This window comes from Candidatus Brachybacter algidus, from assembly GCF_016707225.1.
In the GTDB taxonomy this organism is placed as follows: Bacteria; Bacteroidota; Bacteroidia; order Chitinophagales; family Saprospiraceae; genus Parvibacillus; species Parvibacillus algidus.
In genome coordinates this window covers 99,042-116,702 of sequence record NZ_JADJID010000007.1, presented here as the reverse complement: position 1 = coordinate 116,702, position 17,661 = coordinate 99,042, and the positions used below count along the sequence as shown (strand labels likewise).

The window sequence follows — 17,661 nt, the reverse complement described above, 5'->3', positions numbered from 1 at the left end:
ATATTCCTTGAAAATACAATTTAACGCTAGTTATTTTCCCTTAAAAGAAGGTGGACGCTTTTGTAAAAATGAGTCCACACCTTCGTTATAATCGTAGGATTGTCCGGCAAGAGTCTGCAGCTCCTCCTCGATAGATAGCTGCCTATTTAAGTCTGAAGTCAATGAATTGTTTAAAGCTTGTTTAGTTAAAGCAAGGCCATAGGTAGGCATTTCGGCCATTTTTGATGCCAGGGCATTAACACAGTTATCAAAGTCATTATCTTCATATACTTTATATAACATGCCCATCTGCAGGGCGTCTGCTGCCATAACCTTGTCTCCTGTCATCATAAGTGCCGAAGCTCTGTTCCATCCTATGAGGCGTGGTAAAAAGAATGTTCCGCCGCTGTCAGGAATCAGACCAATTTTAGAAAAGGCCTGGACAAATGAGGCACTTTGTGTAGCTACAACGATGTCTCCAGAAAGAGCGATATTAGCCCCCGCGCCAGCAGCCACGCCATTGACTGCACAAATCACAGGTTTGTCTAATGACCTGATTGCTTTGATTATTGGATTATAATGTTCACGAACGATGTCCTGCAGGCGTGGACCATTTGGATCGACGACCTCCTTCAAGTCTTGTCCTGCACAAAAAGCTTTTCCTGAACCCTGGACAACCACACATCTTACCTCATGCGATTTACATAGTTCAAGCGCATTCTGTATCTCAAAAGCCATTGCCTGATGAATAGAATTGTAAACTTCAGGTCGATTAAAAATAATCCTGGCAATGTGGTCCTGGATGTTAAAATTTATAAATTGATAAGACATAAATAAAATAAGGTTATTTCGGGCAAATATAGCAAGAAAGGATGTAAAATCGGGGATGATTAAAGATCACCTTCCTTTAAATTTCATTCAAAATTTCATTAGAAGGATGTTTCTTAATTATGGAATACTATTTAGAAGCCTAAGTTTGGTTCGGCGCGACTTAAATTTCTGATTATCGTACTTCTCTGGATTAAAACCATCGGAGCTCCTAACTTTGACTGTTTTGATAATTATTGTCTAAAAAAAAAAATTAGGACACAATCAAACTTCTCTTTGTTCTATTGATTTGACAACAGCTTTGTAGATCAATTAGTCAATCTCCTCCATAAATCTTACAATGGCCTCATAAGTCTCTATCGGCTTATCGGCGTGTAACCAATGCCCGGCGTCCTCCAAAGTTTCTAAATGTGCATAAGGATACAATGCTTTAATATATGCCATATCTTCATTTTTGACATATTTACTCTTTCCACCTCTCAGGAACAAAGCTGGTCCATAATAAGGTGTATCCGACTTTACTTCATAAGTAATCTCATCATAATTCTTCTTAAGCACAGGAAGGTTCATCTTCCAATGAAATCCTTCCCCTTCGCTGTTACGTGAAAGATTTTTCATTAAAAACTGTATGGTGCCATCCTCTTTAATAGTAGAAGATAATGCCTGCTCTACTTCTGAACGTGTAGACATTGAGTCCAGATCGACACCTTCTAAAGCATCAAATATGTCGTCATGTCCCCTTTTATATTCTTTCGGTGCCATATCCATTGAGATTAATCCATCTGTTACTGCCGGATATGCCAATGCAAAATACATCGCCACTTTCGCACCCATTGAATGGCCTATAATGACCGCAGAACCAATTCCTAAAGGCCCAAACATCTCATAGACATCAGAAGCCATTATAGACACATTGAAGGTATTGCTGTGAGGTGAACGACCATGATTGCGCAGGTCAAATGCTGTCACCCTATAATGCTCGCCAAGCTTCCGCGCAATCGTTTGCCAATTATCTAAAGTGCCGAACAGTCCATGAAGAATGACTATGTCAGGCCCTGTCTCTCCGTAATGTTTATATACTAAATCGATGGCTTTCTATTTTTATTCAACAAAGATAAAACATAATATCACTGGAAATGATCTCAAGAATGAGGAAATTCAATCTATGTTTTGCTGATCTTATAAATAAGATAATAATTCAATTTGCAGTAAATGAAAGAAAGCTTTATAAGTATTGCAATTACTCAATTATAAATTAGAAGTTAAAAATTAGAAATTAGAAGCTTGCCAGACAAAATACTGAGACGGCGGGAAATCTCCTATGGTTGCGTTCAGTGAATGTATCCAATAGATCTTAAAATAAAATCTGCTTAAAAGATCTTTCGGCCAAAAGGAAGTCAGGCTTGATTATAGATAAACAGGAAGCAGCTGAATTTTTAATACCTTTGCGTTATAAGGTTGAAAATATTATGAAACAGCAATGCAATTAAAAAATCTTGATAAACATATCCGCTATTTCAAAGCCAGAGGAATTGGATTGTATGACAAATACAAACTGCACAAGATGCAGCGATACCAACCATTTGAATTAAATTTCTTTGGCAAAAAGATCAAAGTTCCAGATTCAGGTTCCTTCCTCGGTGTATATCAGGAAATGTTTGTAGATGAAATATATAAATTTGTTTCTAAGAATAACTCACCGCTTATCATAGATTGTGGCTCTAATATCGGTCTTTCAGTCTTGTATTTTAAACAAAAATATCCAAAAGCAAAGATCATTGCTTTTGAGGCTGATCCACAAATTTGCGAGATTTTGACTCACAATATTAATGAATTTGACTTGACTGATATTGACATCCATCCTAAAGCAATTTGGACACAAGATGGATTTATCGAATTTCAAATAGAAGGTGGTGCGTCAGGCATGATTACTCAAGACAAATCCTCTCATGATAATATTATTAAGATTCCATCGGTTCGACTCAAATCACTTCTTGAAGAATTCGATGTCATTGATTTTCTTAAGATAGATATAGAAGGTGCAGAGTATGATGTGATCAAAGATTGTGCGGGTCAACTCCATAAAGCACAAAACATCTTTATTGAATATCATTCGATGGATGATAAGACTCAACAATTAGGAGAGCTTCTTAACATTCTCAAAGTTAGTGGTTTCAGGTATCATATTACGGAGGCATTTACATCAAAATATCCATTTATTGAAAGGAAAACAATGATGGGCATGGATCTACTTTTGAATATTTATGCATATAAGTGATGAGTTATAAGTGAAGAGTAATGAGTAATAGCAAGTTCCATGAACTGCGAATGTTTTCCAAATATAATAAGCTACGGGTCATAAAATTTAAGTGATTGGCCATCAGCTATCATTATTTCTCTACATCCTTTACCAAATTTTCAATTCTCAATTTTCAATTCCTAAATTGGCTTATTCGGTAGCACACTCAGTGCGAATAAATCCGGCAATTCCATCGCCGAAAGAACAGTTTTTGTTCTCAGCAAATAGTCAATTACGTTGGGCATACTGGAGATGGGTATATAGAAGCCAGGAAGTCCGTAGTTGATTTGCATACCAAATAGCCCCTTTGCATGAAGATCATATATCATGTGAAGGGCATCTTTTACCTTTAATGGGATGTAAAGAATGGATCCGTCCTTACTCAAGAACTCCTCTGGATTCAATTTAGCGAAATTATGTGCCATAGTGCTATCGGTAAACAAAAGTACCCAAGTGTTTCCTTCAAAATTAATGATTGATGGATGCCATTGATCTATATCTGCAGCAGCCGGAATAATAAATACCCATTCGTCCAATTCTAAAAAAGGAAAGTAGAGATTTGAATTATCTTCAATCGTACCTTCCGGACTGTTAGCAATGGTGCTTAAGGTTATAAAATCAGGTTTTTCAATCATATTGTTTATTCATTTTGTACAATAAAAAAAACTCCCGGTTTGAGCCGGGAGTTTTTATAATACATCTAATATAAAAAATTATTTAATAACTACAAATTGTTTAACAGCGACTTTAGAGCCATTATCGAAGATCATTCTATAAGTACCATTGCTTAGAGATTGAGTAGATATCTGAACTTTTCCACCTACAAGGTTCAAATTGTTCATTGATACTCTTCTTCCTAGTACATCGATAATCTGAACAAACATTTGACTTTCTTTGCCATCATATTTGACAGTTAAGACATCAGCCGTTGGATTAGGATATACACTAAGTTTAGAAGTGAAATTCGCATCATAAACACTTGAAGGTGTAAGGTCGTAAGTATATGGTCCAAAAGTACATCCATTTGCATCTGAGATATTAAGCACATAAATACCCGACTCCAGATCAGAAATATCTTCTGTAGATGCGAAAGCCACGCCATCTTTAGTCCATGCGAAAGTAAGATCATCAGAAGGACCATTCAATTCTATACCAATAGATCCATCATTACTTCCTAACTGAGGTGTTACTACTTCTGAGTTCTCTACTGAATATACATAAGGTCCATCGATCGTGATCGAAGTTTCCTTAGCACATCCTGAACCGTCGGTCACTATGATTAAGTAAGTACCAGGCTGAACATCTTGTTTTGATCCATCATATCCATTCTCCCATTCATAACTGATAGGGTTAGAACCACCATCAGGAGTGACCTCAATAGAACCAAGTAAGTTACAAGAAGAATTTTTGTGTGTAGCGTTCAATTGCAATTCCAGATCACGGTGAACATTGAATGCACAAGTGTTTTGATTGCCAGAGGCATCAATTATGACATATTCCTGAGACGTGTTTCCAAGTGGAAACTCTACATCAAGAGCCAACCCTTTGATCTGCTCAAAAAGCACTTCTGTACAATTATCATTATAAGATAGATCCAAATCAACCAAACCGCTACAGCTATTTGCAAGGAATTCACCTGAAGGACAATTGTTCCAGCTAGGAGCAGTATTGTCTATTACAGTCACATCAACTGTTTTAATAGTTTTATTGCCACTTCCATCTATGAGTGTTACTTCTACTGATTGAACGCCAAGAGAACTACAATCAAACTCAGAAGGAACCATTGTTACGGTAAAGTCTGAACAATTGTCTGAACTTCCATCATCAATTTTAGGGAAGTCAAGCAATGCTATTCCATTAGCTTCGATAGCTATTTCTGTAGTTTTTAATTTAAGCGAAGGCTTTTCTGTATCCTGAGACTTTAGATTAATTTCTTTTGAAGTACTACAGCCTGAACCATCAGTGATCGCTACCGTATAAATCCCTGCGGATAGACCGTCAATAGAACTTTCTGTAGATCCATTATTCCATAGATATGTAAATGTTCCAGAACCACCTTCTGCAGTTATTTCTATTGTACCTGTTTCGTCCTGAGGACATTGAGGTCCATTAGATGAAATCGCAGACAAAGCAATTTCGTCAGGTTGAGAAATAATGACATTAACTACTGTCAAACATCCCGCTTCATCCTGAATAGTAGCAGAATATGATCCTGCACTTACATCTTCAAGCGTGGCAGAAGTTGCACCTGTGTTCCAAAGAATACTTGGTGTACCGGTTACATTTGAAAGATCAAGTGTTACGGAACCGGTCTGAGCGCCATAACAGCTGGCATTTGTTACTGATGGCGCAGCACTAAGTGTACATCCTTGAACATTTATAGCATATGCACCTTGAGTAGAACATCCATGAGCATCAGTGATGATGACAGAATAGGAACCCGGTGATAACCCTGTGATCTTTTTAGTCGTTTGTCCTGAAGACCAAACATAAGTATATGGTCCTGTACCACCAGAAGGATTGGCAGTAATCGTTCCGTCATTACTGTTAGCACTTGTAGCCTCCGTTCCACTAAAAGTAGAAGTAAGCACTACCGGCTGAGTAATGCTGAAAGATTGCGTAGAAACACATCCGGCATTATTAGTGATAGTTACCTGGTATGAGCCTACAGAAAGCCCTTCAATAGATGAAGTTGTAGCTCCATTCGACCAGGTATAATTATAGTTTGTTTCATTGATAGTGATACTGCCATTAGCGGCACCATTACACTGGATCTGAGAAACGCTAGAGGTTACATTCACGTTATTATCCACTTCTACAACTGTTTCATCTGAAGCCACACAGCCATTTGTAGTATTTGTCACATGCAGCACATAAGTGCCTGACTGATCTACATCGATGTTTACAGCAGTAGGATCTGTAAGAATATTTCCATCTGTAGTGGTCCATAGGTAAGTGTAGTTGTTTCCTGTAGAGGAAGCACTGCCGCTCAATGAAACTTCACCACCGCTGCACGGCAGATATTCATTGCTACCTGCATTAGCTATCGGAAGTCCTACAGCACCGTTGATCTGTATAAAGTTGGCATTAAAGCAACCTAATGATGTATTATATATAGTTAATACATAAAGTCCCGGCGCGCCTACTGTAATATTTGTCAATAATGGATCTGAAATAATCAAACCATTTGAAGTGGTCCAACTATATGTATATTCAGTCCCAGTAGAAGAACCTGCAGAGCTAATAACCAAACTAGGGTTGGTACAGCTTAGTTGTTGGCCATTGTCAGAAATCAGTACAGTTGGAGAAGGAATATTATAAACCTCTAATGATGCAGAAACACTGCATCCTTCAGCATCAACAATATTGACAGAATAGGTGCCCGCGAATAGATTATTTATACTTGGCGTGGAAGCTCCATTACTCCATGAATAGGTATAACCGGGATCGCCTCCTGTAGCAGAAACGCTTACACTACCATTAGATTGCTCGCAAGTAGATTGTATAGCCTCCTGGCTGGCAATAGAAATAAGGCTGGTCGGCCCGTCAACGGTAATATTTCCTGTCGTAATTTGATCACCTTTACTATCTGTGATTAAACAAGAATATGTACCTGTAGGCACGTTACTTAGATTTTGAGTGGTTGCACCGGTACTCCAAGCGTACGTATAAGGTGATTTACCCCCAAAAACAGAAAGATTTATAGCACCTGAAGCGGATAGACTACAATGAATATCAGTTACTTGATAGTTCATCGCCAAAGGTGGAGGCTGAGGACAGTTATTCATAAAGTTTACCAAAGTAGCGAGACCCACTTGACTTACTTCAGTGATCTGACCATTTGGACAGATTCCATATATGGTTGGATAATAACTCAGGGCATAATTATTTGGCATGTTAGGTCCATTGGTAGCCGTTATGTCTATGATTGGATATGGTACACCCGCTGTCCAGTCACCTTGAGATGAAGGACAGTTCTGATCATACAGACAATTAGTAGGAGTGGATATATCTGATTCTATTCCAAAAACCATAACCTGATCAGTTCCGTCAGGTCCATATTGTTCGTAAAGATTTTTCAAAGTATGCGTTTGGTGATAATTCCAACAAGGACCGCACCAGGTAGCAAACATATCTATATATACCGTTTTACCGGCATCAAGATATTCCTGCAAATGGTGTGTATTGCCATTCAAATCTGTAAGAATCCAGTCTGGAGCCTGCGAACCATTTGGTAGTTGCGCTTTCAAACTGCCCAAAGCAAATATTGAAAATAATAGAAAAAGGAAACGTTTTTTCATTGATAGAATGTTTTATAGAAACGAATTATTGGATATTGGCGCTAAGGTAATATTATTATGAAAAATATAAAGACAATTATAGAATAATGTTTTGAACATTATGATAAATACAAATTTTAAATTTAAGAATACTACATTTTGATTTTATAAAGTACTGCAAAAATGCCAAATATCTCCTAATAACCTTGGTTGTGCCGAACGAACGCAAAGCAATTGACTAAAAAAAATTTCAAATGTGGTTTCTATAAATAAACATTTTCGATAAATACTAAAAAAGCAAGTTCAAGGGGGAAAAGGTTAAAAAATGACTTATGATCTGCTAATTCTTTTATAGTTTACTTTATAATTATTTTTTTAGATCCTACTTTCAATTTTCCATCATAGACATTTACTCCGTATGTACCGGAAGCAAATTCGTCTAAATTGATTGAGGTATTATCATTATTAGTTGCAGAAAAATGTTTGAGTTTTTTCCCTGTAATATCATACAGTTCGATTGTAAATTTTCGACCTTTGGGAAGATCACTTTCTATAGTGATATTCAGAACATCAGATATCGGATTGGGATATAATTTTATAGAAATATCATACGCACTTGCCTGGACTTTGTCTGTACTTAACTTATTATTGTCGATACTCCAGACCACAGAAGACAGATGAATCTGGTCATGCCCATCGACCCTAATCAATTCAGAGGTATCTTCCACATAGACAGCCAGGAAATTCAGACCAGGCAGCAACTCACTTCCGTTCAGAGAAAATTCTTCACCTGTTACTCCTGTGATTTCTCCATTTAACTCCCATATACTATGGAGTGTATTCGGTTGGGGCTTGATGAGATTAACATTAAAATCTATGGTTTCATTTTCAATGACCAAATCCAAACTTTCAGGATAGTAATGATTAACAGGCGAAACAAGTCGATGTATTCTTTCCACAATAGCCTGCTGGCATACTGAACAAAAAGGAGCACCCAGCATCCTCATCTTACAAGACTGGTGTGGACGATACCACTGAGCAGAATTGCCGCTGCAACAATGTTGATAAATACCTACTTCATTGGTGCCGATCCAATTCTTCCATCTTACTTTCTCTGGATCAGTTTCCTTTGTCATGTTAACATTCTCGCCGGCATAAAAATCACCTGCATAATATTCATCTGACAGTCCTGCAAAGGAATGTCCCAACTCATGTATAGTTACCTCTATAGATTGACTGTGAAGGGAAGCCGTAGCAAAAGTACCACCGCTGCCTCCATAATATGGTGTATTTGCAAGAATTATAGCTTGGTCATAAAGTGGAACATTATTGGCCAAAACACTGAATATCTTTCCCTCTTCCAAGGGGACTAATAGTCTGTGAATATCAAAATAATCAAAAGTTGAACCGAAGTAATTATCTACGCTTTGCACTTCATGGGCAGGTTCTGTAACGTCAGTAGCTGTGCCAGGATGATCTGCACCACTTTCATTAGAAGGTACATTGACAATAAATACATTGAAATAATTGCTATATCGATCAAACGGCTGCACGGTGAAGAAAACATTGACAAAGGCTTCAGCATCTGTTTTGAATTTTGCCAACTCTGATTCTTGATAACCGTCAGGTAGAATTACTATATTGATGAATTTCTCAGATTTTCCTGAAAAGAAGATGGTATCTACCTTAAAAGACTGCGCCTCACATGCAAGACTCATGAAAAACAAAAAGGCAATGGCCAAAAATAATCTCATTTAGATCGGTTTTTATTTATGAATAGTAGTTTTGGTCAGGACTTTTTTCTTGAGATCATCATTAATCCTGGACAGAGTGATCACACTAGTGGCTGGAAGAAGATCCATTCGAACTGATATGAAGGCGCTGTCAAGCTTAAAGATTCTCTTTTGAAATTGGCCTTTATCATCGGCATATTCGACAGATTTAGTAAGGACATCAGCAACATAAATGCTGGAAAGTTCTTTGGATTTTTGGTCTGATTGTTTAATTTGATAATTACCAGAAATGTTGACTGCCAGAGTCTTGTCATTATCCTTCAGCTTTCCGGGTTTTGTGATAGAGTCCACAAGAACGGCACTGTACTTATTGTCTTTATTGTAAACTTTATAGGTTAAGAAAATTAGTTGGGGAGAATCTTCTATGTAAGTTATAGAATTCTTTCTTATTGAGCAATTCATAAGCAGAACGCTCAAAATCAAAATAATTGAATATTTAGTCAAGTTTGAATTTTATAGCATAAAGCTAATAAAATACAAAAGGCCGGGCGTAAATATTTTTAGAAAACCTTTGTTATCACTCACCCTAAAGCTAGAAGTCATTCCACACCTATTGCTCTAAATCAAAAAAATAACTTGAGATGAAATGTAATACATTAAAGAAGGGTAAGAGATCTCCTGAACTTCAAGAAGATACCAGAGAGATTCTTTGACATTCCACAACCATTAGTAACTATCTAGTTCTTTAAACTTACCTAGCAAGTAAAATTTAGAAAATATTGAAAAACGAGCTTTTTTACTGAGTATCATTTACATTCTACCTTTTTATCTGTCTTTTAGATGACTTTATCTAAATCTTTTAGTATAATTTAAATTAATAATTAAATTTGGTGCATCATGGGCTATTCTATAGACTATTCCCTACGTAAAAGCAAAGATTCAAATTCAATTATCATGAAAAAACTATTTTCTTTCGTCCTGTTCATAATGGGATTTACTTCTGTTAATGCTCAGATTGACGCATCTCTTATGAGGTTTCCTGATGTATCCCAGGACAATATCATTTTTACTTATGCCAATGATCTTTGGCAAGTGCCTAAAGCTGGTGGGCAGGCAATAAAGTTGAGCTCACCTCCCGGACTGGAATCTTTTCCAAAATATTCTCCGGATGGTAAAGAAATTGCATTTTCTGCCAATTATGACGGAAATATGGACGTATATGTCATGAATTCAAATGGCGGAATACCAAAAAGACTTACCTCACACGGTTATGGTGACAAGGTAATCGACTGGTCTGTCGATGGCAAATCAATAGTTTTTAGTTCGCTAAGAGAGAGTGGTAAGATGCGATTCAGCCAGTTTTATAAGGTTCCTAAAGAAGGTGGTCCTGATCAAAAAATGCCTTTTGAATATGCAGAATATGGTGCATTCAGTCCGGATGGAAATCAAATGGCAGTAGTCTACATTTCGCAAATATTCAGGACATGGAAAAGATACAAAGGGGGCACGAAAGGAACCATTCAAATATATAATCTTACAGACAATACAAGTAAAAGATTATCTCCGCAAGAAGGAGGTGGGGATGAATTTCCAATGTGGCACAATGATGAAATCTTTTTCATATCAGACCGTGGCAATGAGGAACGCATGAATTTGTGGAAATACAATATCACAAATAAGCGCATAGAACAAATTACTTCTTACAAAGATTTCGACATCCATTTTCCATCTCTTGGCAATGGTGATATTGTCTTTGAACAAGGAGGAAAATTACATTTATACAATATTGCATCCAAATCAAATAAAACTATTTCTGTAAACATTACTTCTGATATGTCTGCCTTAATGCCGCGTTCTGAATCTGTGGAAGACTACATACAGAATGTGAATATTAGCCCGGATGGTAAGCGCATACTCATAGAATCAAGAGGAGATGTATTTTCTTTACCGGCCAAGGAAGGAGTAACGCGCAATCTTACCAACACTTCGGGAATTGCTGAGCGCACGCCTGCCTGGTCTCCTGACGGCAAGAACATTGCTTACTGGTCTGATGCTACAGGTGAATACGAACTGTATGTAATGGAAGCTGGAGCGGAAGGAACTAAAAAGAAATTGACCTCATATGGTGCAGGCTTCAGATATACACCTTACTGGTCTCCTGATTCTAAAAAAATATCCTTTATAGACAATGCAGGTGAAATTAAGATCTTCGACCTTTCCAATTCTTCTACATATGCTGTGGATGAGTTACTGCAATTTTCTCATGGAAGCACTCAGGGATTTACATGTGACTGGTCCTCCGATAGCAGATGGATGGCCTACAGCAGAGACATGCCAAATTCTCATCAGGCAGTATTTTTATATAATCTCGATAGCAAAAAGGCTAGCAAAGTGACAGACGGATTTTACAATTGCAGCAATCCTATGTTCGACCCGGAAGGTAAATATTTATTTATGACAACAAGTCAAGTCTTCAATCCTAATTATAGTGATTTTGATAACACATTTGTATATAACAATTCGAGTCAGATCGGTGTCATTACACTTAGTAAAGATTCTGTCGCTTTCCTGGCGCCAAAAGATGATGTAGTTGCAACCAAAGAAGAAAAGAAAAAGGAAGAAGAGCAGAAAAAAGACGCTAAAAAGGATAAAAAAGGAAAGGAGGAAACTAAAAAACCTGAAAAAGTAGCAAAAATCGACATAGATCTGGACAATATGGAGCGGAGGATGGAGATACTTCCAATTATTCCAGGCAACATTGGATCCATCAATCCGATGAAAGGAAAGATCCTGTTTATGAGATATCCAAATACAGGAAGCGATGGTGGCAGTTCAGCTCTCAAGTTTTATGATTTCGAAAAGAAAGAAGAAAAGTTGGTAATGGATGGTGCTGGTTATTATTTGATAAGTGCCGACAAAAGTAAAATCTTAGTAGAAAAAGGAGGGGAATATGCTGTCGTAGATCCTTCAGAAGGAGCCAAATTTGAAAAGCCAATCAACCGAAAATCTATGATCGCCACCATCGATCCAAGAGCTGAATGGAAGCAATTATTCATGGATGCATGGCGTATACAAAGGGACTATTTCTATGATAAAAACATGCATGGTGTAAACTGGGAAGGTGTAAAAACCAATTATTTAAAAATGCTTGAAGGAGCAGCCAACAGAAATGATGTCAGTTTCATTCTTGGTGAAATGATTGGGGAACTAAACGCTTCACATACATATAATAGTGGTGGAGATCTTGAGCAGGGCAAGATTCATGGTACAGGGTATCTGGGTGTCAATTGGGCAGCAGATGGCAAATACTACAAAATCGCAAAAATTATCCGTGGTGCGGAATGGGATGCAGAAGTTCGTTCGCCGCTGGACCAATCTGGTGTAAAAATAAAAGAAGGTGATTACATACTTGCTGTTAACGGTATTCCTATTACTACAGATGGTGAACCTTTTGCCGCTTTTGACGGATTAGACAACACCACGGTGGAATTAACCTATAATAACCAACCATCGTGGACAGGAGCAAAAAAAGCAGTAGTAAAAACGATGAGCGATGAATCCAGACTGCGTAATTTGGCTTGGATAGAAAACATGCGAAGCCATGTGGATAAAGTTTCTAATGGCGATGTCGGTTATATATATGTACCTAGTACAGGGTTGGATGGTCAAAATGAGCTAATGAGAATGTTCAATGCACAGATGGATAAAAAGGCCCTCATCATAGATGAAAGGTTTAACAATGGTGGTCAGATACCTGACAGATTTATTGAAATGCTTGACAGGAAGCCACTAGTATACTGGGCGACAAGAGATGGAGAATCCTGGAAATGGCCACCAGCAGGTCATTTTGGCCCAAAAGTGATGTTGATCAATGGATGGAGCGGATCAGGAGGCGATGCTTTTCCTGATTATTTCAAAAAGAGAGGCTTGGGTCCTTTAGTTGGAACCAGAACATGGGGTGGTCTCATCGGCATTAGTGGTGCTCCACAACTTATAGATGGAGGTAATATCACTTCACCTACATTTAGAATGTACAACCTGGATGGCACATGGTTTAAGGAAGGACATGGTGTAGATCCTGATATACCTGTTGATGAAGATCTGGGTGCTTTCTCCAAAGGTATCGATGTACAATTGGATAGAGCGATAGATGAAGCAATGCGGTTATTGAAAGTCAGACCTTTTGTAATGCCTCAGAGGCCCGCCCCTGAAACGAGATAAAATTTGTCTTATAAATAGAAAAATGGAGGTCAGGCGGTAATAGCCTACCTCCTTTTTTTTATACTCAGTTTTTATAAGATGAATTAGCCTGATTCATATTGTCATTCTCACTACCTGAAGTAACTCTTTCTTTCTGCTTTTAAGATTTTTATTTTTTTAAAGAAAATTATCTTATCTTGGATATTAAAATATAGGGTCGTGACCCTTTTCTTTCATATTCTTATTTTTAACTAACTAATGGACGTTAAAGAAGACAACTTACAAGTTGCATTACAGAAATATTTTGGCTTCAATAAGTTTAAAGGCCAGCAGAAAGAAATCATTGAAAGCCTGCTAGAAGGCAAAGATACATTCGTGCTGATGCCAACCGGCGGAGGTAAATCACTATGTTATCAACTTCCGGCACTGCTGATGGAAGGTACTGCCATCGTCATATCACCGCTTATCGCCTTGATGAAAAACCAGGTGGACTCTATCAGGGGTTACAGCAAGGAAGACAATGTGGCGCATTTCCTCAATTCATCGCTTAATAAAGGGCAGATCAAACAAGTCAAACAAGACATTGATGATGGTAAGACTAAGTTGTTATATATAGCACCGGAGACTTTGACTAAGGAGGAAAATCTGGATTACTTTCACAATTCAAATATTTCTTTTGTTGCAGTGGATGAAGCACATTGTATCTCTGAATGGGGACACGACTTCAGACCTGAATATAGAAGGATCAGAACGATGATAGAAGCTATCGGAACTAAAATTCCGGTGATAGCACTTACAGCCACTGCCACACCAAAGGTCAGATCAGATATTGTTAAGATCCTGGACATGGATGATGAAAATACTTTTGTTTCCTCATTTAATCGGGACAACCTTTATTATGAGATCCGACCTAAAGTGTCCAAGGAGCAGACAATTAAGAGTATGCTTCAATTCATTAAAGGACATAAAAAGATCTCAGGTATTATATATGTACAAAATAGAAAGACCACTGAGGATCTGGCTGATATACTTAATGTAAACGGTATAAAAGCAGCTCCTTATCATGCCGGTTTGGATGCCAAACAAAGAGCGAGGACACAAGATGATTTCCTCATGGAGAACATCAATGTCATATGCGCCACTATAGCTTTTGGTATGGGTATAGACAAGCCTGACGTGCGCTTTGTCATCCATTATGATATACCCAAAAGTATTGAGAATTATTACCAGGAAACAGGACGTGCAGGAAGAGACGGTCTTGAAGGAAATTGTGTTGCGTTTTTCTCGGTAAAAGACCTTACACGACTGGAAAAATTTCTAAGAGACAAACCTGTAGCTGAGCGGGAGATGGGTGCTTTATTGCTCCAGGAAGTAGAAGCTTATGCAGAAAGTTCTGCTTGTAGAAGGAAGTTTTTATTGCATTATTTTGGTGAAGAATTTGATGCAGAAGGTTGTGAAAAAAAATGCGATAACTGCCGTCATCCTAAAGAATTAAAAGATGTCACAGAAGAAATGCAACTAGCATTAGAAATAACCAAAGAACTCAACGAGGGTTATAACATCAAGGTCTTGGTTGATTTCATTACCGGGAATCCTACTCAACAGCTTAAGTTATATAAATTTACAGAATACGATTCTTTCGGATGCGGGAAAGAGTATGATGAAAATTTCTGGAATTCGATATTCAGACAGGCATTACTTCGTAATTATCTATTTAAAGACATTGACAATTATGGCCTGATGAAAATATCAGATCTTGGTCATGACTTTATGAAAGAACCTTCATTGATTCAAATTCCGCTTAATCAGATATTTCCTGAAGATACTACGCCTGATGATGAATCCGGGGGAGGTACCGCAGCCCTTGATGAAGCTCTGGTCAAACTACTCGATGATGTAAGAAAGCAGGAAGCCAAAAAACATAAAGTACCACCATTTGTGATCTTTACTGATCCTTCTATCGAGGATATGGCGACGCAATACCCTGTATCAATGGAGGATATGGCGAGTATCACAGGTGTAAGTAAAGGCAAAGCCGAGAGATACGGTGCCCCTTTCATTAAAGTCATCTCCAAATACGTTGAAGACAATGAAATAGAGCGTCCTATGGACTTTATGGTCCGACAGATCGTCAACAAATCGAAGATCAAGGTCATTATCATTCAATCAATTGATAAGAAAATACCTTTGGAAGACATCGCCAAGGCCAATAATCTCGACAGAGATGAATTCTATCAGGAATTATACATGATCGTAACCTCAGGTACTAAACTAGACCTCTCTTATTATACTGAAGACCTCATCGATGAATATGTCAAGGAAGATATTTTTGATTATTTCATGAATGCAGAAACAGACAATCTGGAGACTGCGACTGCTGCTCTCAAAGATCTTGATATCACTTGGGAGGAGATTGAACTTATGAGGCTTGTATTCTTATCAGAAATGGCAAATTAATATGCACATTGCTATTTTAAACGGTCCAAACCTCAATCTTCTCGGCATGAGAGAGGTAAATGTATATGGGAAGCAGTCATTTGATGATTTTCTTGCTGAGCTTGCCATTCAATATCCCGAAGTGCTATTTTCTTATTATCAATCAAATGTAGAAGGTGAGATCGTTAACGACATTCAGGAAATTGGTTTTATAGCGGATGGCATACTCATCAATGCAGGAGCATACACACATACTTCAATAGCCATTGCTGACGCGATCTCTGCTGTCAAGAGTCCAGCTATAGAGATACATATATCTAATATTAGTGCCAGAGAACCTTTCCGGCATGATTCGTATCTCACTTCCAAATGTGTAGGAATGATCAGTGGCTTAGGCCTTGATGGATATAGGCTCGGAGTAGAGTACTTTTTAAAAAATCTGGCAAAATAAATCCAATTACATACGATTGTACGTATCTAAAAGCGATATAAGATTAGGAAAGAAGATTATTTTAATTTGCAACGTTTTATTATTCACAGCTTAAGTGATTCTATTTATATCTTTACTTCAGATATATTATAATCATTTGTTAAAAATATGTATCAGTTTAGATTTTAAAGAATTTTTGTAAGCTTTTTCAATTTCCCTCGTATATATAGCCTTAAAGCCTATTTACCAAATATAATTACACTCAATGATATTCAAAAAAGCACATATGCTATTTGGTCAACTTCAAGAAAGCCTCGCTCAGATAAATAATACGCAATATACCACACCTATAGAAACGCTCGATGGAGCCACCATCGGCCAACATACACGTCATGTAGTGGAACATTTCCAATGCCTGGTGAAAAGTATAACTTCTGGCAAGGTTAATTACGATGATCGCATAAGAGATCTTGCCTTAGAATCCAATATATTATCTAGTATTGAAGCTATTGAAGTAGTAAAAAAAGATATGGACCACCCGGATTTTGAATTAAATGTCATGCAGGATTTTATTAAGAGTGATTTGCCGATGGGTGCTATTAAGTCTTCTTATTATCGGGAAGTGCTCTATAATATCGACCATCTGGTACACCATCAAGCACTTTTAAAAATTGGTCTGCTTGAGCTTAAACCAACTATGCACATGAGCGAACATTTCGGTTATGCTGATGCCACTATTAAATATAAGAAGCATGTGCACGCTGAGTTACCTTCCTCTTAAACAAGGCTTTTTCGTAGTCAATAACCGCGACGAAAGTCCACTCAGAGCTGCCACATTTCAACCGGAGCCGATGGAAATTGATGGTGTCAAAATAATGGCACCCATCGACGCGACGGTCAAAGGCACCTGGATCGGCATCAATGAAGCCGGCAGAATGGTTTGTCTAATGAATGGTGCTTTTGAAAATCATGTAAAAAAACCATTGTACCGCAAAAGTAGAGGTAAAGTTACTCTTGAATTCCTTACAAATATTGATGCAATAGCTTGTTTTGAAGCTTCAGATTTTCACGAGATCGAACCTTTTACTTTGATAATCATTGATCAGGAAAACATCAAGGTCTTCCGCTGGGATGAAGTAAAAAAACATGTAGAAATTTTAGATAAAGATGTGCCGCACAATTGGTCATCCTCGACTTTATACGAACAAAAGGTAGCTGAATCAAGAGCTGAATATTTCCTATCTAATATTCAAATGTTCATCGAACAGAAAGAAAAGATAATTGCCTGGCACAAAGATGAGATTCAGGATAGTCCAAAAATAATACTGGACCGACCACAGGTCAAGACTATCAGCATCACGACAATACATCATAATGGTGCTAATTTTGAAATGGTTTTTCATGACTTAGTCAATCAAAATACATTTGAAACGTATCTCAATATTAAACAGCAGCCACATGAAATTCATTGAAACC

At 37.6% G+C, this 17,661-nt stretch carries 12 protein-coding genes; 6 read left to right on the top strand and 6 right to left on the bottom strand.

The annotated features are described in order from the left end of the window. Positions 1-30: 30 nt before the first annotated feature. Positions 31-810, bottom strand: coding sequence for an enoyl-CoA hydratase-related protein (locus IPI15_RS17825; RefSeq protein ID WP_287405145.1), 780 nt, complete (start codon positions 808-810; stop codon positions 31-33). A gap of 309 nt (positions 811-1,119) precedes the next feature. Beyond that, positions 1,120-1,848, bottom strand: coding sequence for an alpha/beta fold hydrolase (locus tag IPI15_RS17820; protein WP_287405661.1), 729 nt, complete (start codon positions 1,846-1,848; stop codon positions 1,120-1,122). A gap of 439 nt (positions 1,849-2,287) precedes the next feature. Here IPI15_RS17820 and IPI15_RS17815 point away from each other — a divergent pair, with 439 nt between their 5' ends. After that, positions 2,288-3,085, top strand: a complete 798-nt coding sequence (locus IPI15_RS17815) for an FkbM family methyltransferase (protein WP_287405143.1) — start codon at positions 2,288-2,290, stop codon at positions 3,083-3,085. 161 nt (positions 3,086-3,246) lie between these two features. On the opposite strand, the gene IPI15_RS17810 is transcribed toward IPI15_RS17815, so the two are convergent. The 4 genes from IPI15_RS17810 to IPI15_RS17795 form a co-directional block, all read right to left on the bottom strand. Beyond that, positions 3,247-3,741, bottom strand: a complete 495-nt coding sequence (locus tag IPI15_RS17810; RefSeq protein WP_287405141.1) for a hypothetical protein — start codon at positions 3,739-3,741, stop codon at positions 3,247-3,249. A gap of 78 nt (positions 3,742-3,819) precedes the next feature. Further along, on the bottom strand, positions 3,820-7,407 hold the full coding sequence (locus IPI15_RS17805) for a T9SS type A sorting domain-containing protein (protein ID WP_287421640.1): 3,588 nt from the start codon (positions 7,405-7,407) through the stop codon (positions 3,820-3,822). A gap of 335 nt (positions 7,408-7,742) precedes the next feature. After that, the gene (locus tag IPI15_RS17800) at positions 7,743-9,140 is read right to left on the bottom strand and encodes a T9SS type A sorting domain-containing protein (protein ID WP_287421639.1); all 1,398 of its coding nucleotides are present in this window, start codon (positions 9,138-9,140) and stop codon (positions 7,743-7,745) included. Between the two features lie 12 nt (positions 9,141-9,152). Continuing rightward, a complete protein-coding gene (locus IPI15_RS17795) occupies positions 9,153-9,581 on the bottom strand; it encodes a hypothetical protein (RefSeq protein ID WP_287405137.1) in 429 nt (142 codons plus the stop codon). A 492-nt stretch (positions 9,582-10,073) separates the two neighbouring features. Here IPI15_RS17795 and IPI15_RS17790 point away from each other — a divergent pair, with 492 nt between their 5' ends. The 5 genes from IPI15_RS17790 (at position 10,074) to IPI15_RS17770 (ending at position 17,657) form a co-directional block, all read left to right on the top strand. Beyond that, positions 10,074-13,340, top strand: coding sequence for a S41 family peptidase (locus tag IPI15_RS17790; protein ID WP_287405136.1), 3,267 nt, complete (start codon positions 10,074-10,076; stop codon positions 13,338-13,340). A gap of 237 nt (positions 13,341-13,577) precedes the next feature. Then, positions 13,578-15,776, top strand: coding sequence for a RecQ family ATP-dependent DNA helicase (locus IPI15_RS17785; protein ID WP_287405135.1), 2,199 nt, complete (start codon positions 13,578-13,580; stop codon positions 15,774-15,776). Position 15,777: 1 nt separating this feature from the next. Continuing rightward, positions 15,778-16,206: a type II 3-dehydroquinate dehydratase gene (locus tag IPI15_RS17780; protein ID WP_287405133.1), complete on the top strand. Its 429-nt coding sequence runs from the start codon at positions 15,778-15,780 to the stop codon at positions 16,204-16,206. A 265-nt stretch (positions 16,207-16,471) separates the two neighbouring features. After that, on the top strand, positions 16,472-16,966 hold the full coding sequence (locus IPI15_RS17775) for a hypothetical protein (RefSeq protein ID WP_287405132.1): 495 nt from the start codon (positions 16,472-16,474) through the stop codon (positions 16,964-16,966). Then, positions 16,938-17,657, top strand: a complete 720-nt coding sequence (locus IPI15_RS17770; RefSeq protein WP_287421638.1) for an NRDE family protein — start codon at positions 16,938-16,940, stop codon at positions 17,655-17,657. The genes IPI15_RS17775 and IPI15_RS17770 overlap by 29 nt, the downstream gene beginning before the upstream one ends. Positions 17,658-17,661: the final 4 nt, after the last annotated feature.